We start from the raw sequence: 25,236 nt of genomic DNA, 5'->3' as shown, positions 1-25,236 counted from the left end.
GGCCCGTACCCGGTCGATTACCTCGGCGGTAATCGACCCGGCCGCGGGCGCGGACCAGTCTGGAGCCGCGGTCCCGGGCCGGCGCACTCCGGCCCGGGGCACGTTCCCACGTGCGCAGCCGCCGGTTCGCAGTTCGCGATCCGTACTCCGACCGCAGCCCGGGAGGCATGTGATGAACCGCTACGAGACCGCCGTCGCCCGCTACTTCGACGCGTGGAACGCCCAGGGGGAGGCCCGGCGGGAGAAGGCCGTCACCGCCGCCTGGACCGAGGACGGCTCCTACACAGACCCCCTCGCCGAGAGCCGGGGACACCGCGAGACGGCCGCGATGATCGCCGCCGTGCGCGAGCAGTTCCCCGGATTCACGTTCGTGCACACCGGCACGGTCGATGGCCACCACGACACCGCCCGCTTCACCTGGGAACTGCGGCCGTCACAGGACGGCTCCGGCCCGGTGGAGGAGGCAGGCCCCGCACCCGTCGCCGGATTCGACGTGATCACCCTCGCCGACGACGGACGCATCCGCGCCGTCCTCGGCTTCCTCGACCGGGTTCCGGAGGCCGCCGCTACGGAATGAGCAGCCGGAGGCTCTCGGCCGTCTCCGGGTCGGCGGGAAGGAAGGTCTCCACAGCCAGCTCGGAGACGGTCACGTCCACGGGGGTGTTGAAGGTGGCGATGGTGGACAGGAACGAGAGCCTGTGCCCACGGTGCCCGACGAGCATCGGCAGCGCGAACGGGCTGTCCCGGCCCGCCAGTTCTCCGCCGCCGGGCGGCAGGGAGTAGGCCGAGACCTCCTCGTACAGCTGCCGCAGCGGCTCCGAGCGCGCGAGTGCGAGCTGCCGCTCCATCTGCCGCAGCAGATGGCCGCGCCATTCGCGGAAGTTGAGGATGCGCGGGGCGAGTCCCTCCGGATGGAGCGTGACCCGCATGGCGTTCAGCGGCGGCTCCAGCAGCCGGGGGGCGACGCCGTCCAGGAGCGCGGTGATGCCCCGGTTCGCCGCCAGGACACGGTAGAGACCGTCCACGACCAGCGCCGGGTACGGCTCGTGGGCGGCGACCATCCGCTCCAGGCCGCCCAGCAGGGGCGCCAGGGCGGGGGAGTCGGGCGCGGTCTGAGGATAGTGCGGTGCGTAACCCGCCGAGACCAGCAGCGCGTTGCGCTCCCTGACGGGTACCTCGAGATGTCCGGCCAGCCGCAGCACCATGGCCCGGCTCGGGCGGGAGCGGCCCGTCTCGACGAAGCTGATGTGCCGGGCCGAGGAGTCGGCGCGCAGGGCGAGTTCGAGCTGGCTCAGTCCTGCCCGCTCGCGCCATCTCCGCAGCAGCGGGCCCACCGTGCTGGGGGCGTCCGGCGTGGCGGTCGACATGCCGCCAGAGTACGGCCGGGCCGGCGCCCGGCGCGACGCGCGGTTCCCCGCCGCTCGGGGGGTGGCGACCCGGCGCAGTCGGCCCGCTCGCACGGGCGGCCCGCCGCGCAGGCGGGTCGCCCGTGAAAGCCGGAACCGCCGGCCGGTCGTGCCGGTCCGGCCGGAAGGCCCGTCAGGCCGCGTAGCCCTTCGGCGGTATGAGAGTGGCGAGCTGGTCGAAGGAGAGCCAGTAGATCTGGTTCCCTCCGAATGACGCGGGGTCGGCGATGAGCACCGTCCGGTTGGCGTCGTCGTAGCCGATGACCGTGAAGTAGTGGTAGATCGTCTGGTCCGGCGGGTAGCCGGGGGGCTGGTTGCCGGGCGGGGCGACGATGTTGGTCACCAGCGGGTAGTTGTTGTCGATGTCGAGCACGATGTCGCGCCACAGCAGGTCCTTCTGGGCCTGCGTGGGCGGGTCGTTCGGCATCTCCTTGGTCTCGTACCAGCCGGTGCCGAGGTTGGCGTTGAGGACGTCGGTGACCTGGCTGATGTGGTCCGTGCCTGCCTCGGTGGTGCCGAGCTGCGCGGCGAGGGCGGCCTGGCTCGGCGCGCCGATGCGCGCCGAGAGGGCGATGCGGGTCGCGGCCGGGCCGCACCAGTAACCGGTCTCCTGGACCTGGTAGTCGATCTCCAGGGTCCGGGCGGCCCTGGTGTCCACGCCGTCCACGTGGAAGCGGGTGCCGGGCTCGTTGCGCCCGCTGACGACCGCGGTGCCGGCGGTGGTGCCGTCCTCCGTCACGGACACGGGGGCGGGGGAGGGCCGGTCCTGTGCGGCGGCCGGGGTGACGAGCACCGCGAAGGCGGTGGTCGTCGCGAGGGCGGTCACGATCGCTGTCTGGATGTGTCTCTTGCGCATCGGGGCTCCTGGAGTGCTCGTCGTGGGGTTCCGTGCGGTGAGGTGCTGTCGGTGGGTGAGGTGGACGCAGGGGTGCCGGCACTACGCCTTGCGGAGCCGGGCGATGATGCCGTCGAGGTCGCGGCTGAACATGTGGGCGCGGAAGACGTGGCCGCCCGGTTCCTCGTGCTGTTCGTGGGGGATGCCCGCATCGTCGAGGCGGGCGCGGAACTCCCGCTGGCCGGCGAGGACTTGGGTCTCGGTCACCTGGTCGGCCCAGTTGACGGGGTCGGGGCTGGTCCCGGCCACCAGGAAGACGCGCTTGCCGTAGTACTCGGCCACGCGCTCCACGGGGTTGTCGGCGCTGACCCGCGCCTCGTCCCACAGCGGCACCCCGTAGACGCTGCCGCCCGCGAGGTCGGCCGCCGCGGAGGAGAGGTTGGCCCAGTGGGTGACCAGGCCCGCGTCGCGGCGGAGGCTGGCCGGGCCGGAGTGGGAGCTGACCGAGGCGAAGTGGCCGTGGTACTTGGCCGCGTACTTCAGCGCACCGAAGCCGCCCATGGAGAACCCGGCCACCGCACGCCCGTCGTACTCGGCGTACGTCCGGAAGTTCGCGTCGATCCAGGGCAGGAGCTGGTCGATGTGGAAGGTCTCCCAGTTGCGGGGACCGGTGTTGGAGTGGACGGGGTTGCTGTACCAGCCCGCGTGGCCGCCGTCGGGCATGACGACGATGATGTCCCGGCCCGCCGTCAGGGCGCGGATTCCCGCGCGGTCGAAGCTCATGAAGTCCTGGTCCAGCCCGCCTCCGTGGAGGAGGTGGAGGACGGGGTAACGCCGTCCGCCGGAGTAGCCGTCGGGGAGGAGCACGTTGACCGCCGGGTTCCAGCCGATCGCGCCGGTGGCGAAGCGGTAGTACCTCATGCGGGGGTCGCGCTCGTCGCTCTCCACGATCCGCAGCCCGGAGCCGTCCCGGGCCGCGTGCGCCGCCGTCGCCGAGGCGAGCACGCCCGCGCCGCCGAGTACGGCCGCCGCCGTCAGGCCGCCTGCGGACTTCAGCGCGAGCCGGCGGGACACCTGTGACTGACTCACCACGACCTCCTGGTGGGGGATTGTCTTCTTCGGAGCGGGGCACGGGACCGGGGCGCGGTGCATCGCCGACCCCCGTACAGAGGCGAGGAGTTGGGGACGCGGGAACCCTTGCCCGGGCGGACGGGCGTACTCCCGGCCTCTCGCCGTGCCCGCCTGCAGGGATGTTAGGTACATGACACCCAGAGCGGGGCGCAGCTTTTCGGGCTCCACCGAAAACCCCCGGTCGCAGCGCACGACGGGCCTAACCTTGACCGATGGCCGGCGTCCTGCGCATCCACTTCAGCGACCGCGACTTCCGGTACGTGCAGTTGGCGAAGTCCGCGGACCCGATGTGGGAGGCGATACTCGGGCTCCACGTCCTCACCACCTCCCCGGCCCGCCTCCCCGGACATCTGCGTTCCTGGCGGCGGGGAGCGGCGGCACGGCTGCACAACGACGAACTGCGCGCCGCCTGCCGTCTGCTGGGCGACCTCGCGCCGGCGGACGCCGCCTACTTCCCCGACTTCCTCACCCCTGCCGAGTCGGAGGAGGGGATGTCGGCCGGTCTGGACACGCTGCGCGCCACGTCCGGCCCGCGGCTCGCCCGCGAGCTGCACGAGGCGGCCAGGCACCGTCCGCTGCCCGGCTGGACCCGCCGGCTCGCCTCGGGCGACCGGTCCGTGCTCGACCGGGTCGCCGAAGCCCTGCGCCAGTTCCACACCGAACTGGTCGCCCCCGACTGGAGCGAGGTCGAAGCCACCATCGCCGCGGACCGCGAGCGCCGGATGGAGGCGATGGAGGGCGGCACGGTGGCGGTGCTGGAGAAGCTGCCGCCGTTCGCGTGGCGGGACCCGGTCCTCTCCGCGCCGTACCCGGTCGACCTCGACCTGCGCCTGCGCGGCCGCGGCGTCCGGCTGATCCCGTCATTCTTCTGCCACACCACGCCCATCGCGATCGCCGATCCCAACCTGCCGCCGGTGGTGGTCTATCCGGCCTCCCGGCAGTACCCGGCGCCGCCCGCGGCCCCTTGCCGCACGGACGCGCTCGCCGCCCTGCTCGGAACCGGCCGGGCGCGGGTTCTCGACGCGCTGAGAACCACCTTCACCACGGGCTCCGTCGCCGTGCGGCTGGGCATGTCCGCCTCCACGGTCAGCGGCCATCTGAAGGTGCTCCGCGACGCCGGGCTGATCCGCAGCGAACGGACCGGCTCGCACGTCGTGCACCGGCTGACCGGCAGGGGCCGCCATCTGCTGGGGCGCTGACGGCATGCCCGCCGGCGGACCAGCCGCCTCACGCGGACCGGCCACAGCACTACGGTGGGAAGTCCTCGACAGAGCGGGAGAGACCCATGGCTGCACAGGCACCGAAGGCGCTGACCGGGCAGGAGACCGAGGACGCACTGGCCGCGCTGCCGGGCTGGAGTACCGACGGCGACAGCATCGCCCGTACCTACTCCTTCGCCGGTCACCTGCCCGCCGCCGCGATGGTGGTCCATGTGGCGGCGATCCAGGAGGAGTTGAACCACCACTCCGAGATGTCCCTGGGCTACAACAAGCTGTCCCTCTCGGTGAACACGCACAGCGTCGGCGGCCGGATCACCGGGAAGGACGTCGAACTGGCCCGCCGCGTCGAGGAGATCGCGGCGGGCCACGGCGCGAGCTGAGGCGGCGTCACGGGCGGGGCGGGCGGGGCCGGTCACCGGCCGCCGCCGCCCGGTCCGCCCGGTGCGCCCGGTCCGTCCGATCCGGGCGTCCCGGCGGGCCGTTCAGCCGGTGCTGAGCGTCAGACCGTACACGGAGAGCGGCTCGGTCACCGGCTGGTAGTAGGTGCCGCCGCCCGAGGAGCAGTCGCCGGTGCCGCCGGAGGTGGTCCCCTGTGCCTGGTCGCCGGAGATGAAGGAGCCCCCGGAGTCGCCGGGTTCGGCGCACACGGTGGTGCGGGTCAGTCCCTCGACGGTGCCCTCCTCGTAGGTGACGGTGGCGTCGTGCTGCTCGACGGTGCCGCAGCGCCAGCCGCTGGTCGAGCCGGAGCGGCAGACCGACGAACCGGTGAGCACCTGCTGCGATCCGGAGACGGTGACGTTCGCACCGCCCGGGCCCTTCACATACGGGGAGGCTCTCCAGTCGCTGTTCGCCTCCACCCAGCCGTAGTCGTCACCGGGGAAGGCGCGCTCGCGGACGGTGCCCTGTGCCGCACGGTTGTGGCCGGTCGTCTTCGCGCCCGGGCGCCCGCAGTGACCGGCTGTCAGGAAGCCCTGCCGGCTGCCCTTGGTGACGGCGAAACCGATCGAGCAGCGTGTCGAGCCGTTGACGTAGTACGCGTCGCCGCCGCGGAGGTCCTCGGCGTAGGTGCGGGGACGCTCGGCCGACTGCGTGACCCGCACCATCGAGGAGGCGGCGCCGCTGGCGGCGAGGAAGTCCTTCGCGGCGTCGGGCTCCCCCGTCCGTACGAGCACGCTGTTGCTGCGCACGTCCACGGCCCACACGGCGGCGCTGCGGGGTGCTTGCTTCAGCGCCTTGCTGTCCAGGGTCTCCTTGGTCTTCTCCAGCTCGGTGAGGGAGTGTCCGACGACCTCGGCGGTGGCGCCCGCGGCCTCGATGGTGCCGGTGTCGCCGCGGTCGGTGGTGGCCACGACCATCTCGGAGGTCGCACCGGTCACCCAGGCACCCGCGTAGCGGGCGCCGAGCTTCTCGCGCAGCGACTTCTCGACCGCCACGGCCCGCAGCTCGTTGGCGATCCTTCTCTTCGCGTCCGCGGTGGTGATGTTCAGGTCCCGGCTGACGCTCCGGAGCACTCCGGGGGCGATCTCGGGGGAGGGCGTGGCGTCCCCGGCGGGAGTGGGCACCGGTGGCGTGGGCGCGGCGCTCGCGGGCAGAACACCGATGGCGACAGCGCCGGCGGCGAGCGCCGCGGCGGCGAGGACGGGGACCTTACGGGACATGGCGCTCTCCTCGGTCTCGCGGATGCGCGGACGTGGTCGGCTCATGCCCCACCCTCCGGTCCTGTGCCGCAAGGGCACCACCGGTGCGTGGACCAGATGGGCGTACCGGGAGCGGGACGCCTACCCGGGACAGTCAGGCGGCGCCTGCGGGAGACCCCTGTGCTCCCGTGACGCCGCCCACTGCGCCGGTCTGCGAGGCCGGTCTGCGAGGCCGTTCTGCGGGATCGGCCTGTCGCGCCGGTCCGTGAGACGGCCATGTCGCCGGGCCCTGGTGGCAGTCCCCGGACGGCCGCAGTCACGCCTCGGCGGCCCGTGCGGTACGGATCGGCTCCGGTGCCGCACGGACCTGACCGGGTCTTCCCGTCTCCCGCCTACTTCGGGGGCATCAGGACGGAGTCGACGATGTGCACCGTGGCGTTGGCCGTCTTCACGTTGCCGCAGCCGACGGCGGCCTCGTCGTTGACCTTGTAGGAGTCGCCGGACCCGGCGGTGGTCAGGTCCTCCTTCGCCAGCGTCGGGTAGGTGCCCTCGGCCAGCTTCTCCTTCGGCAGCGGCTCACCCACCACGTGGTACGTCAGGACCTTGGTGAGCATCTCCTTGTCGTTCATCACCTTCTCCAGGTCGGCCTCGGGGATCTTCTCGAAGGCCGCGTTCGTCGGCGCGAAGACGGTGATGTCCTCGGAGCTGTTCAGGGTGTCGACCAGGCCGGCCTTCTTCACCGCGCTGACCAGCGTGGACAGTTCGGGGTTGTTTCCGGCGGCTGTCGCCACCGGGTCCTGTGCCATGCCCTGGAAGCTGCCCTTGCCGCTCTCGGGCACGGCCTTACAGGCCGGCCCGAACTCGCCGCCGGCCGTCTGCTTCTCCTCCGTCTCCGGCTTCTCGGGCGCGGAGGACTTCTTGCTCTCCGACGCCTTGTCGCTCTCGCCGCCGCTGTCGCCGCCGCAGGCGGTGAGGCCCAGCGGGAGCAGTGCGGCGGCCGCGACGGCGACGGTGGTGCGGCGCATACGGGAGGTGCTGTTCATGGTTGTCTCCTGAGCTGACGGAGGCCCGTGACGGAGCCTCTGATCGGGTGAATCGAAGAAAGCCGGAAGGGTGGTCGGGCCGCGCCCGTGCGCGGCGGGGCGGGACGGCCTGTCCCGCCCGGTGTCACGTCAGGCCACGTCGACCACCACCGAATGCCGTCCGGTCGCGCCGTCGGGTACGGTCCCGGCGCGCTCGGCGGTCTGTGTCTCGCCGTCACCGTCCGTCGCCCGTACCTGGAGCCGGTGGCTGCCCGGGGTCGCGCGCCACTCCCACACCCACTGCCGCCAGGTGTCGCGGCTGTCCTCCGCGGCCAGTTCGGCGCGGCGCCACGGGCCGTCGTCGACGCGTACCTCGACGCGGCGGACGCCTCTGTGCTGCGCCCAGGCGACCCCGGCGACCCGCACCGTGCCGGTCCTCAGCGGGGCCAGCGGCCGGGGGGTGTCGATGCGGGACTGCGTCTTGACCGGCGCCTCGCGCCCCCAGTCCCGCCGGACCCAGTAGACGTCGTAGTCGTCGAACGTCGTCAGCTCCAGCTCCCGCAGCCACTTGCAGGCCGAGACGTAGCCGTAGAGACCGGGCACGACCATGCGGACGGGAAAGCCGTGCCGGAAGGGAAGGGCCTCGCCGTTCATGCCGACGGCGAGCATCGCGTCCCGGCCGTCCATGACGGTCTCGACAGGGCTGCCCAGCGTCATCCCGTCCACGGAACGGGCCACGAGCTGGTCGGCCCGGCCGCCCCGGGACGGCGGGCGCACCCCCGCCTCCCGCAGCAGCGACGCCAGCGGCACGCCGAGCCAGCGCGCGTTGCCCGTGTAGGAACCGCCGACCTGGTTGGAGACGCAGGTGAGGGTGATGTGCCGCTCGATCAGCCTCCGCTCCAGCAGATCGGCGAAGGAGAGCGTCAGCGGGCGGGCCACTCCGCGCCCGTGTATGCGCAGTCTCCACCCGCGGACGTCGACACGGGGGACGGTCAGGGCGGTGTCCACGCGGTAGAAGTCCGCGTTGGGCGTGACGAACGGCTCCAGTCCGTCGATCCGCAGGTCCGCCCCGCGAGGTACGGGCGCGGCACGCGAGGCCGGAGCCGGAAGGACGACGGACTCGCGGGACGCCTCCGCCTCCCCCCGGCGCGAGGCGGCCAGTTGCCGGCCGAGCAGCCCCGCACCCGCGGAGCCCACGGCCACCGCACCCGCCGCGAGGGCGAAGCCGCGCCGGTCGAAGGGTGCCGGGACGGGTGCAGGAGGTGCGGGGGCGGATGCCGGCACGGACGCCGGGCCGGGGGGCGTCACGCCGGGTGCGGCGGTGAGTTCCCCTCCGGTGGTCACCTCCCCCTCGGACGGCGCCCGTCGATCCAGCCGGCCCGAGAGCAGGTACAGCACGGACGCGCCGACGAGCGCGCCCACGGCCGAGGGTGCGGCGTCGGACAGCCCGGCGTCGGGCCGTTCCACGGCGGCCGCCGCACCGACGACGCCGAAGATCAGGACCCCGGCGGCGCCCGTACGCCGGAAGCGCGGTGCGAGCAGGCCCAGGCCGAGGGCGGCCAGCACCAGCAGCGCCACGATGCCCAGTTGGAGCGCGAGCTTGTCCTGGCTGCCGAAGGTCCGGATCGCGAAATCCTTCACGGCGGCGGGGGTCCGGTCGATGACGGCGCCGCCGACCGCCGTGAGCGGACTGCCCGCGGGACCTGTCACCGCCGCCGTCAGCTCCGCCGCGCTCAGTGCCGACGCCCCCGACAACAGGCCGCCGAGCATGGCCAGTACGGCACGCAGCGCGCGCGGCGCACGGCCGCCGCGGGCAACGTCGTCCGCCGCCGCGGTCGGCTCCGTGATCGGTTCCCGGTCTGTGTTCACATCCCGCATTCGGCACCCGTGCGTTCGGCGGATTGGTCGATCACCCGGGAGAAATCGCAGCTCAGCCCGTCGGAGGAAATTCCGTCACGGGACCAAGCCGCCGCACGCACGGCTCCGAACGACGTTCAGAGAGGCATGTTTTCCGGACACACGTAAGGGGCGGCATGGAGGAGCGCAGTGGCGGGGGCGCACAGCGGCGCCGGATTGCCGTGATCGGCAGCGGAGTTGCGGGACTGACCGCCGCGCACGTGCTCCGGCGCACGGACGAGGTCTCCCTGTACGAGGCGGACGACCGGCCCGGCGGTCACGCCCACACCCACGAGGTCGCCTCGGCCGGTGGCCGCGTCCAGCGGGTCGACTCCGGCTTCATCGTGCACAACGAGCGCACCTACCCGATGCTGCTGCGGCTCTTCCGCGAACTCGGCGTGCGCACCCAGGAGTCCGAGATGAGCATGTCGGTGCGGTGCGAGGGCTGCGGTCTCCAGTACGCGGGTGCGCGCGGTCCGCGTGGGCTCTTCGCCCGGCCGGACAGCCTGGTACGTCCGCGCTATCTGCGGATGCTGACCGAGATCCCGCGCTTCCACCGGCAGGCACGGCGTGTACTGGCCCGTGACGGGGAGCGGACCGGTCACGGGGCCGGGGGCGGAAGCGGAACAGCCGGCACGCTGGGGGAGTTCCTGGCCCGCGGCGGCTACTCCTCCTACTTCACCGCGCATTTCATGACCCCGCTGGTCTCCGCGGTGTGGTCCTGCGATCCCGTGACGGCGCTGGACTACCCGGCCCGGTACCTCTTCCGCTTCCTGGACAACCACGGCATGCTCAGCGTCGGCGGCTCGCCGTCGTGGCGTACCGTCACGGGCGGCTCCAGCGCCTACGTCGAACCCGCCTGCAAGCAGCTGACCGCCGTGCACACCTCCACGCCGGTGCGTACCGTCAGACGCTTCGCGGACGGCGCGGAGATCGTCACCGAGGACGGCTCCACCCACGACTACGACGCGGTCGTGCTGGCCACCCACGCCGACCAGGCGCTGCGGCTGCTCGCCGCTCCCACCTCGACCGAGCGCGCAGTCCTCGGAGCGTTCCGGTACTCCCGCAACTCCACGCTGCTGCACACGGATTCGTCGGTGCTGCCGACCGCCCGCGGGGCGCGTGCCTCCTGGAACTACCTGATGCCCGGCTGCCGCGCCTCCGCCTCCTCGGTCCGCGTCAGCTACGACATGAACCGGCTCCAGCGGCTCGACGGCCCCGAGGAGTACGTGGTCACGCTCGGCGGCGGGGACCGCGTCGACCCGGACACGGTCCTCGCCGGCATGGTCTACGAACACCCCGTCTACACACCGGAGTCGGTGGCGGCCCAGCAGCGGCTGCCGGAACTCGACTCCGCCGTCACCGTCTTCGCCGGCGCCTACCACGGCTGGGGCTTCCACGAGGACGGATGCCGCTCGGGCGCCGGAGCGGCCGCGGCGCTGGGGGTGCGCTGGTGACCGCACCAGCACAGGCGGACGCGCCGCCTTACGGAGCGGCACTCTACGAGTGCCTGGTGACGCACGTACGCACCCGCCCGCTGCGTCACACCGTCCGGCACCGCACCTACATGTGGCTGACCGATCCGGACCGGCCGCCCCGGCTGCCGCGCCTGCTGCGTCCCCTCGCCCGCTTCGAGAGCCGCGACCACTTCGGCGGTGGCGCGCCCACGATCCGCGCGGGGCTGGAGCGGTTCCTCGCCGCCCGGGGTGTCGCCGCCCCCGGCCGGGTGCTGATGCTCACCAACGCCCGCGTGCTGGGCCACGTCTTCAACCCGCTGACCCTCTACTGGTGCCACGGGCAGGACGGCGGGAGGGAGTTCGTGGTGGCCGAGGTGCACAACACCTACGGCGGACGCCACTGCTACCTGCTGCACACCGACGGGGACGGAGTGGCCTCCGCCGCGAAGGAGTTCTACGTCTCGCCGTTCTTCCCCGTCGACGGCGAGTACCGGATGCGCCTGCCCGAACCCGGCGAGAACCTGCGGCTGACGGTGCGTCTGGAGCGTGCTGAGGGAAGCCCGTTCACCGCCACCGTACGGGGCAGGCGCCTGCCCGCCGGCGCAGCGGGGCTGCTCAGGGCGACGCTCAGGCACCCCTGGCCGACGCTCGCCGTCTCCGCGGCCATCCGCTGGCACGGCGTCCGGCTGTTACTGCGCGGTCTTCGCATACGTCCCCGTCCCCGACACCGGATCCAGGAGGGTCTGGAGTGAGCCTGCACATGCCATCGGAACCCATTCCCGGCCCGGCCGTGGACCACCGTCGCTGGCCGGACGTGGCCGACGTCCCCCGTCCCGCGCCGATACGCACCGCCGTCGCGCAGAGGATCGTGCGCGGCGCCTTCGAACGGCTCCCCCTGCGGGTACGCGCCGGCGACGGCGAGATCCTCGGACTCGGCGGGCCGCTGCTCGAACTGCACGACCCCGACTCCTTCTTCCGCCGCATCGGGCGGTCGGGGCTGATCGGCTTCGGCGAGTCCTACATGGCAGGGGAGTGGGACGCGCCCGACCTCGTCGGCCCGCTCACCGTCCTCGCGGAGCACGTCACCACTCTCGTACCGCGCCCGCTGCAGAGGCTGCGCGGCCTGTGGGCCCGGCGCCAGCCGCCCCGGCAGCGCAACACGCAGACCCACTCGCGGGAGAACATCCACCACCACTACGACCTGTCCAACGACCTCTTCGCCCTCTTCCTCGACGACACCCTCAGCTACTCCTCGGCGCTCTTCCGCACCCTCCCCGCCACCTGGCCCGAACTCCGCGGCGCCCAGCACGCAAAGATCGACCGGCTGCTGGATCTGGCCGAAGTCGGCCCCGGCACACGGCTGCTGGAGATCGGCACCGGCTGGGGCGAACTCGCCCTGCGCGCCGCCGGCCGCGGTGCGCACGTCGTCACGGTCACCCTCTCCCAGGAGCAGCTCGACCTCGCACGGGAGCGCGTGCGCGCCGCCGGGCAGCAGGAGCGCGTGACTCTACTGCTGCGCGACTACCGGCAGTTGACCGGCTCCTACGACGCCGTCGTCAGCGTCGAGATGATCGAAGCCGTGGGCGCGGAGTTCTGGCCCGACTACTTCGCCGTCCTGGACAAGCTGCTCGCCCCGGGCGGACGAGCCGCCCTTCAGGCCATCACCATGCCGCACGAGAGGATGCTGGCCGGCCGCCGCACCCACACCTGGATCCAGAAGTACATCTTCCCGGGCGGGCTGCTGCCCTCCCTCGAAGCCGTCGCCGCCACCACAAGGAAGTCGACGGGACTGCGCCTCGCGCGGCACGAGGGCTTCGGGCCCCACTACGCCGAGACCCTGCGGCTGTGGCGCGAACGCTTCACAGCACATGCACCCGAAGTCGCAGCCCTCGGCTTCGACACCACCTTCCGCCGCATGTGGACCTTCTATCTCGCCTACTCCGAGGCGGGCTTCCGCTCCGGCTACCTCGATGTGAAGCAACTGCTGCTGACCAGACCCGCGTCGACCGAACCCGCGTCGACCGAACCCGCGTCGACCGCGCCCCCGAACGAGAAGAGCGCACAGTGAAACGCAACGGTGCGGCACACCGGCTCACCCCGCTGATCGAGGACGTGCTCGGCGGGCCGCTGCCCCTGCCTCTGCGCGCCTGGGACGGCAGCACCACCGCCCCCGGCCATGTGCCCGAGGACGGCGGCGGGGCCGTCGCGCAGGACGCCCCCGTGGTCGTGCTGCGCTCCCGCCGCGCGTTGCGCAGACTGCTGTGGCAGCCCGGTGAACTCGGCCTCGCCGAGGCCTACATCACGGGAGAACTCGACATCGAGGGCGACCTCGCCGACGGTCTGCGCACCGTCTGGCGCTCCGTACGGTCCCGGCGTCTGCGCCGAGTGCGCATGAGCCCCGCCGACCGCGCCCGGGCCGTGGCCCTGCTGGTGCGGCTCGGCGCGCTCGGCCCCCGGCCGCCGGTGCCTGCGCCGCGTGCCCGCCTCGGCGGGCGGCTGCACAGCCGATCCCGTGACCGCGCCGCCATCAGCCACCACTACGACCTGTCCAACGACTTCTACGCCCTGCTGCTCGACGAGTCGATGGCCTACTCCTGCGGATACTGGAAGCGCCCCGACGATCCCGCCTACGGGCCGGCCGACGCCCAGTACGACAAACTCGAACTCATCTGCCGCAAACTGGCCCTGCGTCCCGGGGCACGGCTGCTCGACGTCGGCTGCGGCTGGGGCTCGCTCACGCTGCACGCCGCACGGCACCACCAGGCACGGGTCACCGCCGTCACCCTGTCGCGCGAGCAGGCCGGGACGGTGCGGCGGCGTGTACGCGAGGAGGGTCTGGAGGAGCTGGTCGACGTGCAACTGCGGGACTACCGCGACATCGAGGCCGCCACCTACGACGCCGTCAGCACCGTCGAGATGGGCGAACACGTCGGTAACGCCGAGTACCCGGCCTTCGCCGCGTCCCTGCGCGCGAAGCTGCGGCCCCGCGGACGGCTGCTCGTGCAGCAGATGTCCCGCGGCGGTGACGCCCCCGGCGGCGGAGCCTTCATCGAGACCTACATCGCCCCGGACATGCACATGCGTCCGCTCGGTGAGACGGTCTCGCTGCTGGAGCGGGCGGGGCTGGAGGTGCGCACCGTGGAGTCGCTGCGCGAGGACTACGTCCGTACGGTCGCCGCCTGGCACCGCACCCTGGAGGAGCGGTGGGAGCAGTTCACGGCCATGGTCGGTGAGGAGGCGGCACGCGTGTGGAGGCTCTATCTGATCGGCGGCATGCTCGCCTTCGAGGAGCGTCGGATGGGCGTGGACCAGATCCTCGCGGTACGGCCCGACGCGGAGGGCCGCAGCGGAATGGAGGCCGGTGACCGGTGAACGGATTCCCCTGGGGCGACTTCGGTCTCAACGTCGCCGCCTCCTGCGCCGCCGCGCTCGCCGTCATGCTCGTCACCTTCGCGGTGGCGCTGGCCAAGGGCGTGCACCGGATCGTCGACGTGGCGTGGGGCCTGGCCTTCACCGCCGTGGCCGTGGTCTCCCTCGTCCTCTCCGACGGCCAGGGGCACGACGGGCGGCGGCTGACCGTGACCGTGCTGACGGCGCTGTGGGGGCTGCGGCTGTCGGGCCACATCGCGCTGCGCGGCCGCGGCCACGGCGAGGACCCCCGCTACGCCCGGATGCTCGCCAAGGCTCCCGGCAACCCGCACCTGTACGCGCTGCGGATGGTCTACCTGCTCCAGGGCGCGCTGGTGGCCCTGGTCTCCCTGCCCGTACAGGCCGCGATGTATCTGCCAATGGCGATGGGCCCGCTCGCGGCCGTGGGCGTGGCGGCCTGGCTGACGGGCTTCTTCTTCGAGACGGTCGGCGACGCCCAGCTCGCCCGCTTCCGGGCAGAGTCCCGTGCCCTGGGCCTGAAGGGCCGGATCATGGACCGCGGCCTGTGGCGGTACACGCGCCACCCGAACTACTTCGGCGATTTCATGGTCTGGTGGGGCCTGTTCCTGCTGGCCTGCGGCGACTGGGCGGTGGCGGCACTGACGCTGGTCTCGCCCGTGGTGATGAGCCTGCTGCTGACCATGGGCAGCGGAAAGCGGCTGCTGGAACGGCAGATGCGGGAGCGTCCCGGCTACGCGGAGTACGCCGCCCGCACCAGCGGCTTCTTCCCCCTGCCGCCGCGCCGCGACGCCGACGCGGGCTGAGCCGGAGCGGCCGCCGGCAGCTGCCGGCGGCCGGACTCGGTCAAAGTCCCCCCGCACGCGCGCGGCAGTCTCCGTCGGTGCGGACGGACCGCCCCCGACGACGACGCGGCGGCTTCGCTGGGCGGCGGACGGGACCGGCCGGGGGCCGGGCGCGACCGGATGACCGCGCGCCGGCCCTGTCGGTGAGCGGCCTCACGCCTCCGGCAGCGGCATCTGCGCCAGCGGCTCACTCGTGGGCTGCTGCGAACCGCCGGCGGGCTCCACCGTGATGCTCATCGTGGACGCCTGACCGATTCCGCCGTCCATCAGTACGGCGCCGCTGTCGGAGCCGCCCTCCATCAGCCCGGCCGAACGCATCTTCTCCCCCTGGTCGAACCAGAGTTGGTAGACCTTGCCGCTGGGAGGCGCGCCCATTCCCGTCGCGAGAAAGGCGGCCCGGTCCCGTTCGCGGGAGACGACGACCGTGCCGCTCGCGCCGCCCGGAAGGTCGGTGCTCGGCGTCGCCCGCGCGTCGGGCGCGGCCAGCACCCGTGCCAGTTCCTCCTGCTGCTGGCGCGACTGCTCGGCCTGCTCACGGGCCTCCTGTGCCGCCTGGTACTGCCAGGCGGCCACACCGCCGAAGGCGGCTGCCGCGGCCAGCGCTGCCGCCAGCGCGAGGCGGGGCAGTGTGCGCAGCCGCCGGCGCCCCCGCCCGCCGGTGCCACCCCCTGCCCCCCGGCCGGTGCTCCGGGCCGTCTTCCCGTCCGTGCCCCCGCCCGTCCGCGGCGTCTCCCCGCCGGTGCTTGCCCCGTCGGTGCTTGCCCCGTCGGTGCTTGCCCCGTCCGTGCGTGCGCCTTCCGCGCCCTCCGGCGCGTCACCGGACAGCCTCGGAGGCTCCTGCCGTACGTGCGTGATCCGCCGCAGTACCCGCTCGCGCATCTCCGGCGGTGTCGCCGCGGAGAGCGCCAGACCGAGCCGTGCCGCTGTGGCGCTCAGTTCAGACACCTCCCGTTCGCACGCGGGACAGATCGCCAAGTGCCGTTCGAACTCCCGGCGTTCGTCGTCCGGCAGCGCGTGCACCGTGTATGCGCCGGTCAGCGTGTGCAGTTCCGCCTCGCCCGTCACATCGTCACCCCCAGACAGTCGCGGAGCCGGATGAGGCCGTCCCGCAGCCGTGTCTTGACGGTGCCGAGGGGCTGCGCCAGCAGCTCGGCGACCTCCCGGTAGGTCAGGCCCCGGTAGTAGGCCAGGGTCAGGGACTGGCGCTGGAGCTCTGTGAGGGTACGCAGACAGCGGCGCACCTGCTCACGCTCCAGCCGTGCCTCCACCGCTTCGGTGACCTCGTCGAAGGCCGGTGTCTGGTCCAGCAGCGCCGCCCGCTGCTCGCGGTCGGCCGCGGCCTGTGCGGAGCGCACCCGGTCCACCGCCCGCCGGTGCGCGAAGGTCATCACCCAGGACATGGCACTGCCCTTGTCGGGCTGGAAGCGCGCGGCCGTACGCCAGACGTCCACCAGGACCTCCTGGGCGACCTCCTCCGACTGGGCCGGGTCGCGCAGCACGCTGCGCACCAGCCCGAGCACGGGTCCGGCGATGAGGTCGTAGACGGCGGCGAAGGCGTCCTGGTCGCCCCTGGCCACCTCTGTGAGCAGCTCCGCGAGGTCCGGACCGGCTCCGTCGCCCGCACCGGCGATGTGCACGGATTCGTTCACGGGGCGGCACCGACCTCGGGCACGGGGACGGGTGCCCGCCCGAAGAGCGCTGTCGGAGCGTGCTGTGGTTGCCGCGTGCGTACGCGGGGCCAGGGCGAGCCCATCGTTCCTCCCGGGAGCTGCGTTCGGGGTTCATTCGTCGCCGGGGGACGGACGGATTGGTCCCGGGCGGCAACCCTCCCACGGAGCGCCGGCCGCGCTCCGCCCGGCCGCATCGGCCGTCCCGGCCCGCTCACTCCCGGCCCGCTCAGTCCCGGCCCGAGCCGTGACGGCACGGTCCGGCACGGCTCGCTCCGGGCACGGCCCCGAGCCGGCTCCGGCGCATCCCCGATGCGCCGGAGCCGTGTGCGAGGCCGGTGCGCCGCCGCCGTCCGTACTCCTGTACCCACGGCGGACGCCGGTCCCGGACGGTCCCGGGCGGCGGCGTGTCCGGCTGTCCCGTGGGGGATGTGGTGCGGTCAGCCCATCCAGTTCATCTCGTCCGGGTCGGCGCCCAGACGGGTGCCGGAGTCCAGCCCCGCGATCGTGCGCAGGTCCTCATCGTCCAGCTCGAAGCCGAAGACGTCGATGTTCTCCCGGATACGGGAGGGGGTGACGGACTTGGGGATCACCACGTTGCCGAGCTGGAGATGCCAGCGGAGCACGACCTGCGCCGGCGTCTTGCCGTGCTTCTCGGCGACCGCCGTCAGCGTCGGCTCCTGGAGGAGGTCCTTGCCCTGTCCGAGCGGGGACCACGCTTCGGTGGCGATGCCGTGGCCGGCGTGGAACGCCCGCGGGACGTCCTGCTGGAGGTGCGGGTGCAGCTCGATCTGGTTGACGGCCGGGACGGTGCCCGTCTCGTCGAGGAGCCGCTGCAGGTGCGCGGGGTGGAAGTTGGAGACGCCGACTGCCTTGGCGCGGCCCTCCGCATAGATCTTCTCGAAGGCCTTCCAGCTCTCCACGTACTTGTCGACGTCCGGCATCGGCCAGTGGATGAGATACAGATCCACATGGTCCAGGCCGAGCTTTTCCAGCGAGGCGTCGAAGGCACGCAGCGTCGAGTCGTGGCCCTGATCGGCGTTCCACAGCTTGGTGGTCACGAAGACCTCCTCACGGGGGACGCCGGAGGAGGCGATGCCACGGCCCGTGCCGCGCTCGTTGCCGTAGATGGCGGCGGTGTCGATGCTGCGGTACCCGGCCTCCAGCGCGGTGCTCACGGCGCTCGCCGCCTCGTCGTCGGGCACCTGCCAGACGCCGAAGCCCAGCTGCGGCATGACACTGCCGTTGTTGAGGGTGATGGAGGGAACGTTGCTCACGAGCGATCGGTCCTCACGTTCGCATTGAGGTTGCTGATTTCGGTGGGTGCCGGCAGTCACCGGCACCGGGGCGTTCCTTTCCCGCCGGGCGGGACGGCCTTCCCCGCCGGGAACGCCCGCGGGAACGCGTGTACCCCGAAGAGAGCGGACGAAAGGGAGGCCCGCTCACCTTCTGCGTGGCGTTCCGGCGTCCCGGCGTCCCGGCGTCTTGGCGCCCCCTTCGGCCCCGTCCGCGCCGGCCGCCTGCGGTCAGTGGCTGTACAGCGCTTCGATCTCGACCGCGTACGCGCTCTCGATCGCCTTGCGCTTCAGTTTCAGCGAAGGTGTCACGAAGCCCTGCTCCTCGGTGAAATGCGCGGCCAGTATCCGGAAGGTACGGATCGACTCGGCCTGCGAGACCTGCGTGTTGGCGGCGACCACCGCACGCCGCACCTCGGTCTCCAGGTCGGGGTCACGCACCAGATCCGTGTCCTTGAGGTCCGGCTTGTCCCGCATCAGCAGCCAGTGCGAGACCGCGTCCGGGTCGAGGGTGACCAGCGCCGAGATGTAGGGACGGTCGTTGCCGACGACGATGCACTGTGCGACGAGGGGATGGGCGCGGACCCGTTCCTCCAGCACGCCGGGGGAGACGCTCTTGCCGTTGGAGGTGACCAGGATCTCCTTCTTCCGGCCCGTGATCGTGAGATAGCCGTCCTCGTCCAGTGCGCCGAGGTCGCCGGTCGCGAGCCAGCCGTCGTGCAGGGCCTCGTCGGTGCCTTTGCGGTTGTTGAGATAGCCCTGGAAGATCTGGTCGCCGCGCAGCCATATCTCGTTGTCCTCGGCGATGTGCACCGTCGTACCGGGCAGCGGGCGGCCCACGGTGCCGAACCGCGTGCGCTCCGGCGGGTTGACGACGGCGCCCGCGCTGGTCTCGGTCAGCCCGTAGCCCTCGTAGATCCGTATGCCGATGCCGTCGAAGAACAGCCCGAGCCGCCGCTCCATCGCGCTGCCGCCCGACATGGCGCCCCGGCAGCGTCCGCCCATGGCGGCGCGCAGCTTGCTGTAGACCAGCCTGTCGAAGATCTGGTGCTTGAGCCGCAGGGCGGGGCTGGGGCCGGGCCCGGTGCGGAACGCGCGGTTCTCGACCGCCTCCGCGTACTGGACGGCGACCTCCACGGCCTTCTCGAACGGCTCGATCTTGCCTTCGCGTTCGGCCTTGCGGCGTGCCGCCTGGTAGATCTTCTCGAAGAGGTACGGCACGGCGAGCATGAACGTCGGCTTGAAGGACGCCAGGTCCGGCAGCAGAGCCTCCGCCGCCATCACCGGCTGGTGGCCCAGCTTGATCTTGCCCCGTATGCACACCAGCTGCACCATCCGTCCGAAGACGTGCGCGAGCGGCAGGAAGAGCAGCAGGGACGGCGGCTCGCTGGGCTTGGCGTTGAAGACCGGCTGGTACCGGGCGATCAGACTGTCGGCGTCGGCCATGAAGTTGGCGTGGGTGAGCACACAGCCCTTGGGGCGGCCCGTCGTGCCCGAGGTGTAGATGATCGTGGCCGTGGAGTCCGGGGTGACCGCCAGCCGGTGCCGGTGCACGACGTCGTCCTCGATGTGGGTGCCCGCCGCCATCAGCTCCTTCTCGGCCTGGGCGTCGAGCTGCCACAGCCGCTTCAGCTTCGGCAGCCGGTCGATGACGGACCCGATCGTCATCGCGTGGTCCTCGTGCTCGACGACGGCGGCCGAGACCTCCGCGTCGTGCAGCATCCAGCAGACCTGCTCGGCGGAGGAGGTGGGGTAGAGGGGGACCACGTGCGCGCCGATCGCCCACAGGGAGAAGTCCAGGAGCGTCCACTCGTACCGGGTGCGGGACATCACCGCGACGCGGTCACCGAAGCGCAGGCCCTCCGCCAGCAGCCCCTTGGCCATGGCCATCACCTGATCGCGGAACTCCGCCGCCGTCACGTCCTGCCAGTTGCCCGCCGCGTCCTTGCGGGACAGGGCGACCCTCTCCGGGTCCTCGGTGGCGTGATCGAAGACGGCGTCGGCCAGCCCTCCAACCTGGGGCGTGGGCGCCGCAGCCGGGACGGTGAACTCGCGCAATGGGTCTGCTCCTCGCATGCAGTGCAGCTGTACGGCACGGCGGAGTGACCGTATCCGATGACAGGGCCGGTGGGGAGAGCTGTGAATACCAGCCAGTCGGTCATTTCAGGCACTTCGGAAAGGGGTTGTCAGGTTGTTGCACATCGTACGAGCTTTCTGCACCGAACCTCCCCCGAGTGAGAACGCTCCCGCCGCGCGCGAGAGGATGCCCTGAAACGTTCCGCACGACGGCCCGTACGCGCAGCTCACAGCATCCCCTCGCGCCCGCGGCCGCACCGCGCCGAGGGAGCTCATGCGCCGCCTGGCACGACTGGCCGACCCCTATGTCGCTCTGCTCCTCGGCACCGTCCTTCTCGCCGTGCTGCTCCCCGCGAGCGGCGCGGCCGCCTCGGGGTTCGCCTGGAGCAGCAAGGCCGCCGTCGGTCTGCTCTTCTTCCTCTACGGCGCTCGGCTCTCCACCCGGGAGGCCGTGGAGGGCATGCGGCACTGGCGGCTCCATCTGGCCGTCGTCCTGTGCACGTTCGCCCTCTTCCCGCTGCTCGGGCTGGCCGCGTACGCACTCGTGCCCCACGTGCTGACGTCCGAACTGCACGCGGGGCTGCTCTTCCTGTGTGTCGTGCCCTCAACCGTCCAGTCCTCCATCGCCTTCACTTCGGTGGCGCGCGGCAACGTGCCGGCCGCCATCTGCGCCGGCACCTACTCCAGCCTGCTCGGCATGGCCGCCACGCCCCTGTTCGCGGCGTGGCTCATCGGCTCCCACGCGGCGGTCGGAACCGACGGGCTCGTGGGGATCGTCAGCCAGCTTCTGGCGCCGTTCCTGGCCGGGCAGTTGCTGCGCCGCTGGATCGGTTCTCTGCTCACCCGGCACCGGGGGGTCCTCGGCCTGGTCGACCGGGGCGCGGTCCTGCTCGTCGTCTACACGGCCTTCAGCCAGGGCATGAACGAGGGCATCTGGGGCCGGGTCACTCCGCTGCGCCTGGTCGGCCTGCTGGGCGTGGAGGCGGTGCTGCTGGCGCTGATGCTCACGCTCACCTGGTACGGGTCGGCCAGGCTCGGTTTCGTGCGCGCCGACCGCGTCGTGGCGGTCTTCGCCGGCTCCAACAAGTCGCTCGCCGCCGGACTGCCCATGGCCAGCGTTCTGTTCGGGGCGCACGCGAGCATCGCGGTGCTGCCCCTGATGCTGTACCACCAGATGCAGCTCATCGTCTGCGCGTTCCTCGCACGCCGCTTCGGGGACGGTGCCACCCGTACCGGCACCGGCGCGGGCGGCGGCACCGGCGGCACGGCGCACGCCGGAGCTGAGGGAGCGGCGGCAGCGGAAGGAAGTGACGGCGGGGGGTCCGTACGGGAGGAGCCCGTACGGGAGGGGACCGTCCGGGGAGCCGGACGCGCTTCCGGCGCGTTCACCGGCACCTGAAGTGGCCCGCGCGGGAGTCCGGCCCCGCACGACCCCGGCCCGTCCACGGCGTCCGTCACAGCCCGCGCGTACGGCTCGGGACGCACGGCAGGGCCCGGCCGACGCAGGGGGCGCCTCCCGCCGGCCGAGCCCTATCCCGTGCAGCAGGCGAGGACCGTCAGGCCCGGCCGGCTGTTGTGCGCAGCGCGAGACGGTGCTCGCCCGCGTACACGTTCATCGATGTCCCGCGGAGGAAGCCGACGAGCGTCAGCCCCGTCTCCGCGGCCAGGTCCACCGCCAGCGAGGACGGTGCCGAGACCGCCGCCAGCACCGGAATGCCCGCCATGACCGCCTTCTGCGCGAGTTCGAAGGAGGCGCGGCCGGAGACCATCAGCACGGATTGCCGCAGCGGGAGCGTGCCCTGCTGGAGCGCCCGTCCGACGATCTTGTCGACGGCGTTGTGGCGCCCCACGTCCTCCCGCAGGTCGAGCAGTTCACCCTCGGAGCTGAAGAGCCCCGCCGCGTGCAGCCCGCCCGTCCGCTCGAAGACCCGCTGCGCGGCCCGCAGCCGGTCGGGCATGCGGGAGAGCACGGCGGGCTCCAGCCGGACCGGTGGGTGGCGCTGGTCCGGTTCCTCCACGGACCAGCGTGCCGTCGTACGGACCGCGTCCAGGCTGGCCTTCCCGCACAGGCCGCACGAGGAGGTGGTGTAGACGTTGCGTTCCAGCGCGATGTCGGGCACGGGGACGCCGGGCGCGAGCCGGACGTCCACCACGTTGTAGGTGTTGGAGCCTTCATCCGTCGCCCCGGCGCAGTAGACGATGTTCGCCAGCTCTTCCGCCGCGCCGAGCACACCCTCGCTGACGAGGAAGCCCGCGGCCAGGGCGAAGTCGTCACCCGGCGTGCGCATGGTGATGGCGAGCGGCTTGCCGTTCAGCCGGATCTCCAGCGGCTCCTCGGCGACGAGGGTGTCGGGGCGGGTGGTGACAGCCCCGTCCCGGATGCGCAGCACACGCCGTCGCTCTGTGACCCGTCCCATTCGATCAGTCCCGTCGGTGAGTCTCGTGCCCCGGCCGGTCGTCCGTACCGCCCGCGCCCCGTCCGGTCCCGCTGTTCAGCCGGACCGGACGGGGGCGTCCGTCAGCCCGCGTTCCCACCGCCGACGTGCTGATAGCCGAAGCGGCCCTTGATGCACAGGTTCCCGTGCGTGACGGGATTGTCGTGCGGTGAGGTGACCTTGACGATTTCATTGTCCTGCACGTGGAGGGTGAGGTTGCAGCCCACGCCGCAGTAGGCGCACACCGTCGTGGTCTGCGTCTGCTCCTCCTCGTCCCAGGTTCCCGCCTCGCGCATGTCGAACTCCGACTTGAAGCTCAGCGCGCCCGTCGGGCACACCTCGATGCAGTTGCCGCAGTAGACGCAGGCGGACTCGGTGAGCGGGCCGTCGTGCTCGACGGAGATACGGGCGTCGAAGCCCCGGCCCGCGACGGAGATGGCGAAGGTGTTCTGCCACTGCTCTCCGCAGGCGTCCACGCACTTGTAGCACAGGATGCATTTGTCGAGGTCGCGGACGTACAGGTCGTTGTCGACCTTGGGCCCGTCGTTGAGAGTGGCGGCGTCCGCGCCGAACCGGTCGGGCTTCGCCTCGTACTCCTTGATCCACTGTGCGACCCCGGGGGTCGTGGACAGGTCCGTGGCCGAGGCGAGCAGTTCGAGGACGATCTTGCGGCTGTGCCGGGCGCGTTCGGTGTCGGTACGGACCTCCATGCCGGCCTCGGCGCGGCGTGAGCAGGCGGGTGCGAGCGTACGGGCGCCCTCCACCTCGACGACGCAGACGCGGCAGGCGTTCTTCGGCGTGAGCGTGTCGCCGTAGCAGAGCGTGGGGACGTCCTTGCCCGCGGCCTCACAGGCGTCCAGGATCGTGGAGCCCTCCGGGACCCGGGCAGGTTCGCCGTCGAGCGTGAACTCCACGAGACGGCGCGGGGGATTCAGCGGTACGGCTGTCATGCGTAGGCTCCCAGTCGGTCGATGGCGGACTCCACGGCGTTCCACGCGGTCTGGCCCAGACCGCAGATCGAGGCGTCGCGCATCGCCTCTCCCACCTCGCGGAGCAGCGCGATGTCGGTGGCCGCGTCGGGCCCCTCGGCCCGCTCGGCGAGACGGCCCAGCGCCTCCTCCTGACGTACGGTGCCGATGCGGCAGGGCACGCACTGGCCGCAGGACTCGTCGCGGAAGAACTCCGCGATGCGCAGCAGGATTCTCGGCAGCGGCACGCTCGAGTCCAGTGCGAGGACCACGCCCGAACCGAGCGTCGTCCCGGCCTGTCTGGTCCCCTCGAAGGTGAGCGGGATGTCCAGTTCGTCACCGCGAACGAAGCCGCCCGCCGCCCCGCCGAGCAGCACCGCCCGCAGGTCCCCGGCGGCGCCCGCGAGTCCGAGCAGGTCACCGAGCGTCGCGCCGAAGGGCAGTTCGTAGATGCCGGGACGCTCGACGCTGCCGGAGACGCAGAAGAGCTTGGGGCCCGTGGAGTTGCCGGTCCCGATGGCGGCGTACGCCTCGGCACCCAGCTCCAGCACCGTCAGCACGTTCACCAGGGTCTCGACGTTGTTCTCGGCCGTCGGCTTGCCGAACAGCCCCTTCTCCACCGGGAAGGGCGGCTTGGAGCGCGGCTCTCCGCGGTAGCCCTCCAGCGAGTTGAACAGGGCCGTCTCCTCACCGCAGATGTAGGCGCCCGCGCCGCGCCGTATCTCGATGTCGAAGGCGTAGCCCTGGCCGAGCACGTCCGGGCCGAGCAGCCCGCGCGCCCGCGCCTGCTCGATCGCGTGGTTCAGCCGCCGCAGCGCGCGCGGATACTCACCCCGCAGGTAGAGGTAGCCGTGGTGCGCGCCGGTGGCGTAGCCCGCGATGGTCATCGACTCGATCAGGGCGTACGGGTCGCCCTCCATCAGCACCCGGTCCTTGAAGGTGCCCGGCTCGCTCTCGTCGGCGTTGCAGACCACGTAGTGCGGCTGGTCGGGCTGGGCAGCCGTGGCCTGCCACTTGCGGCCCGTGGGGAAGGCCGCGCCGCCGCGCCCGACCAGCCCGGAGTCGGTGACCTCCCGCAGGACCTCGGCCGGCCCGATCGCGAACGCCCGCCGCAGCGCGCGGTATCCGCCGTGCGCGCGGTAGTCGTCCAGCGATGTCGGGTCGACGACGCCGATGCGGGAGAGCAGTTTGAGGGAGGGGTCGCCGGCCTGAGGCACGGCCAGGCCCGCGTGGGGCTCCTCCGGAGCGTCCTGCGGGGCGCGGGCCGCCGCCTCGACGGCCTCGGCGGTGGCGGGGGCGACCACCGCGGTGGCGTACGTCCGCCCGTCCGGCACGGTGACCCCGGCCGCCGCGCCGGAAGCCCCGGCCGCCGGCCCGTTGCCGTTGGCACCGGCTGTCCCGGCTGTCCCGGCTGTCCCGGCTGTCCCGGCGCCGGCCGGGCATCCCTGTACGCCCGCCCGTACGGTGAGGGCCGCCGGTGCGCGCTCGCACAGGCCCAGACAGGGGCTGGGCTCCCACACCGCGCCGTCACGGGCCTGCCCGGCGGGGCCGAGCCGCCTCTCCACATCCGCCCGGAACGCGTCCGCGCCGGGCGCCGCCGCGCACGCGATGTCCGTGCAGACGTGCACGACGGTCGCCGGACGCGGACGCATGGAGAACATCGAGTAGAACGTGGCGACGCCGTAGGCCTCCGCGGGCGGAACCGTCAGCCTCCGGCACAGATAGGCCAGTGCCCCCTCGCTGATCCAGCCCACCCGGTCGCTGACCGCGTGCAGCCCCGGCAACAGCAGGTCGCGCCGCTCCCGCGACTCCCGGCCGCCCGTGGCCCAGCGCAGATCGGCGGTACTGCGGTCGTCCGCGCCCTCCCACGCGCTCGGGGGCGGGCCGAGCAGGTCGTCGACGGCGGCCTTCTCCTCGTCCGTCGGCTTGCTGTCACCGAAGCGCAGGTCCATCGCAGCT

The 25,236-nt window shown here is 72.4% G+C and carries 22 protein-coding genes; 9 read left to right on the top strand and 13 right to left on the bottom strand.

The genetic code is table 11. The features are described 5' to 3' along the window. Positions 1–172: 172 nt before the first annotated feature. Positions 173–577: a nuclear transport factor 2 family protein gene (locus H343_RS0104745; protein WP_028430200.1), complete on the top strand. Its 405-nt coding sequence runs from the start codon at positions 173–175 to the stop codon at positions 575–577. Here the strand turns inward: H343_RS0104745 and H343_RS0104740 are convergent. The 3 genes from H343_RS0104740 to H343_RS0104730 form a co-directional block, all read right to left on the bottom strand. Continuing rightward, positions 567–1,367, bottom strand: coding sequence for a helix-turn-helix transcriptional regulator (locus tag H343_RS0104740; RefSeq protein WP_028430199.1), 801 nt, complete (start codon positions 1,365–1,367; stop codon positions 567–569). The genes H343_RS0104745 and H343_RS0104740 overlap by 11 nt on opposite strands. Before the next feature lie 172 nt (positions 1,368–1,539). Then, complete coding sequence (locus H343_RS0104735; RefSeq protein ID WP_028430198.1) at positions 1,540–2,262, bottom strand: C39 family peptidase; 723 nt, start codon at positions 2,260–2,262, stop codon at positions 1,540–1,542. Between the two features lie 81 nt (positions 2,263–2,343). Continuing rightward, on the bottom strand, positions 2,344–3,330 hold the full coding sequence (locus H343_RS0104730; protein WP_028430197.1) for an esterase family protein: 987 nt from the start codon (positions 3,328–3,330) through the stop codon (positions 2,344–2,346). A gap of 254 nt (positions 3,331–3,584) precedes the next feature. Here H343_RS0104730 and H343_RS0104725 point away from each other — a divergent pair, with 254 nt between their 5' ends. Together H343_RS0104725 and H343_RS0104720 are read left to right on the top strand one after the other, a co-directional pair. Further along, entirely contained in the window at positions 3,585–4,571 is a 987-nt protein-coding gene (locus tag H343_RS0104725; protein ID WP_028430196.1) for a transcriptional regulator, read from the top strand. An 86-nt stretch (positions 4,572–4,657) separates the two neighbouring features. Then, positions 4,658–4,972, top strand: a complete 315-nt coding sequence (locus H343_RS0104720) for a 4a-hydroxytetrahydrobiopterin dehydratase (RefSeq protein ID WP_028430195.1) — start codon at positions 4,658–4,660, stop codon at positions 4,970–4,972. Positions 4,973–5,074: 102 nt separating this feature from the next. Here H343_RS0104720 and H343_RS0104715 read toward each other — a convergent pair whose 3' ends face one another. The 3 genes from H343_RS0104715 to H343_RS0104705 all read right to left on the bottom strand — a co-directional run bounded on the left by H343_RS0104715 (position 5,075) and on the right by H343_RS0104705 (position 9,021). Next, positions 5,075–6,295 carry a S1 family peptidase gene (locus H343_RS0104715; RefSeq protein WP_486586785.1) on the bottom strand — a complete coding sequence of 407 codons (1,221 nt, stop codon included), beginning with the start codon at positions 6,293–6,295 and terminating at the stop codon, positions 5,075–5,077. 326 nt (positions 6,296–6,621) lie between these two features. After that, complete coding sequence (locus H343_RS0104710; RefSeq protein WP_028430193.1) at positions 6,622–7,272, bottom strand: fasciclin domain-containing protein; 651 nt, start codon at positions 7,270–7,272, stop codon at positions 6,622–6,624. A gap of 129 nt (positions 7,273–7,401) precedes the next feature. Continuing rightward, entirely contained in the window at positions 7,402–9,021 is a 1,620-nt protein-coding gene (locus tag H343_RS0104705) for a molybdopterin-dependent oxidoreductase (RefSeq protein ID WP_486586797.1), read from the bottom strand. Positions 9,022–9,284: 263 nt separating this feature from the next. Between H343_RS0104705 and H343_RS0104700 the strand changes: the two genes are divergently transcribed. The 5 genes from H343_RS0104700 to H343_RS0104680 are packed head-to-tail and all read left to right on the top strand — an operon-like array spanning position 9,285 to position 14,797. Beyond that, positions 9,285–10,604 (top strand): FAD-dependent oxidoreductase, encoded by a 1,320-nt coding sequence (locus H343_RS0104700; RefSeq protein WP_037902336.1) that lies wholly within the window; start codon positions 9,285–9,287, stop codon positions 10,602–10,604. After that, on the top strand, positions 10,601–11,356 hold the full coding sequence (locus H343_RS0104695) for a DUF1365 domain-containing protein (RefSeq protein WP_051264618.1): 756 nt from the start codon (positions 10,601–10,603) through the stop codon (positions 11,354–11,356). The genes H343_RS0104700 and H343_RS0104695 overlap by 4 nt, the downstream gene beginning before the upstream one ends. A gap of 8 nt (positions 11,357–11,364) precedes the next feature. Then, positions 11,365–12,672, top strand: a complete 1,308-nt coding sequence (locus H343_RS28910; protein ID WP_078505047.1) for an SAM-dependent methyltransferase — start codon at positions 11,365–11,367, stop codon at positions 12,670–12,672. Continuing rightward, positions 12,669–13,976, top strand: coding sequence for an SAM-dependent methyltransferase (locus tag H343_RS0104685; RefSeq protein WP_028430189.1), 1,308 nt, complete (start codon positions 12,669–12,671; stop codon positions 13,974–13,976). The genes H343_RS28910 and H343_RS0104685 overlap by 4 nt, the downstream gene beginning before the upstream one ends. Further along, positions 13,973–14,797, top strand: coding sequence for a DUF1295 domain-containing protein (locus H343_RS0104680; protein WP_028430188.1), 825 nt, complete (start codon positions 13,973–13,975; stop codon positions 14,795–14,797). The genes H343_RS0104685 and H343_RS0104680 overlap by 4 nt, the downstream gene beginning before the upstream one ends. A 192-nt stretch (positions 14,798–14,989) precedes the next feature. Here the strand turns inward: H343_RS0104680 and H343_RS0104675 are convergent, their stop codons facing one another. The 4 genes from H343_RS0104675 to H343_RS0104660 all read right to left on the bottom strand — a co-directional run bounded on the left by H343_RS0104675 (position 14,990) and on the right by H343_RS0104660 (position 19,856). Next, positions 14,990–15,901: an anti-sigma factor gene (locus tag H343_RS0104675; RefSeq protein ID WP_037902332.1), complete on the bottom strand. Its 912-nt coding sequence runs from the start codon at positions 15,899–15,901 to the stop codon at positions 14,990–14,992. Continuing rightward, a complete protein-coding gene (locus H343_RS0104670; RefSeq protein WP_028430186.1) occupies positions 15,898–16,485 on the bottom strand; it encodes a sigma-70 family RNA polymerase sigma factor in 588 nt (195 codons plus the stop codon). Before H343_RS0104670 ends, H343_RS0104675 begins: the two co-directional genes overlap by 4 nt. Before the next feature lie 458 nt (positions 16,486–16,943). Next, complete coding sequence (locus H343_RS0104665; RefSeq protein WP_028430185.1) at positions 16,944–17,780, bottom strand: aldo/keto reductase; 837 nt, start codon at positions 17,778–17,780, stop codon at positions 16,944–16,946. Positions 17,781–18,029: 249 nt separating this feature from the next. Continuing rightward, entirely contained in the window at positions 18,030–19,856 is a 1,827-nt protein-coding gene (locus H343_RS0104660; RefSeq protein WP_028430184.1) for a long-chain fatty acid--CoA ligase, read from the bottom strand. A 292-nt stretch (positions 19,857–20,148) separates the two neighbouring features. Between H343_RS0104660 and H343_RS28905 the strand changes: the two genes are divergently transcribed. Next, complete coding sequence (locus H343_RS28905; RefSeq protein WP_078505000.1) at positions 20,149–21,273, top strand: bile acid:sodium symporter family protein; 1,125 nt, start codon at positions 20,149–20,151, stop codon at positions 21,271–21,273. Between the two features lie 157 nt (positions 21,274–21,430). Here the strand turns inward: H343_RS28905 and fdhD are convergent, their stop codons facing one another. The 3 genes from fdhD to H343_RS0104640 form a co-directional block, all read right to left on the bottom strand. Then, a complete protein-coding gene (gene fdhD / locus H343_RS0104650) occupies positions 21,431–22,291 on the bottom strand; it encodes a formate dehydrogenase accessory sulfurtransferase FdhD (RefSeq protein WP_028430183.1) in 861 nt (286 codons plus the stop codon). A 101-nt stretch (positions 22,292–22,392) separates the two neighbouring features. After that, positions 22,393–23,259, bottom strand: a complete 867-nt coding sequence (locus H343_RS0104645) for a 2Fe-2S iron-sulfur cluster-binding protein (RefSeq protein ID WP_028430182.1) — start codon at positions 23,257–23,259, stop codon at positions 22,393–22,395. Continuing rightward, positions 23,256–25,229 carry an NAD(P)H-dependent oxidoreductase subunit E gene (locus H343_RS0104640; protein ID WP_028430181.1) on the bottom strand — a complete coding sequence of 658 codons (1,974 nt, stop codon included), beginning with the start codon at positions 25,227–25,229 and terminating at the stop codon, positions 23,256–23,258. Before H343_RS0104640 ends, H343_RS0104645 begins: the two co-directional genes overlap by 4 nt. Positions 25,230–25,236: the final 7 nt, after the last annotated feature.

This window comes from Streptomyces sp. TAA204 (genome assembly GCF_000424965.1).
The sequence above is the reverse complement of the archived record's forward strand: the minus strand, read 5'-3'. Positions and strand labels throughout refer to the sequence as shown.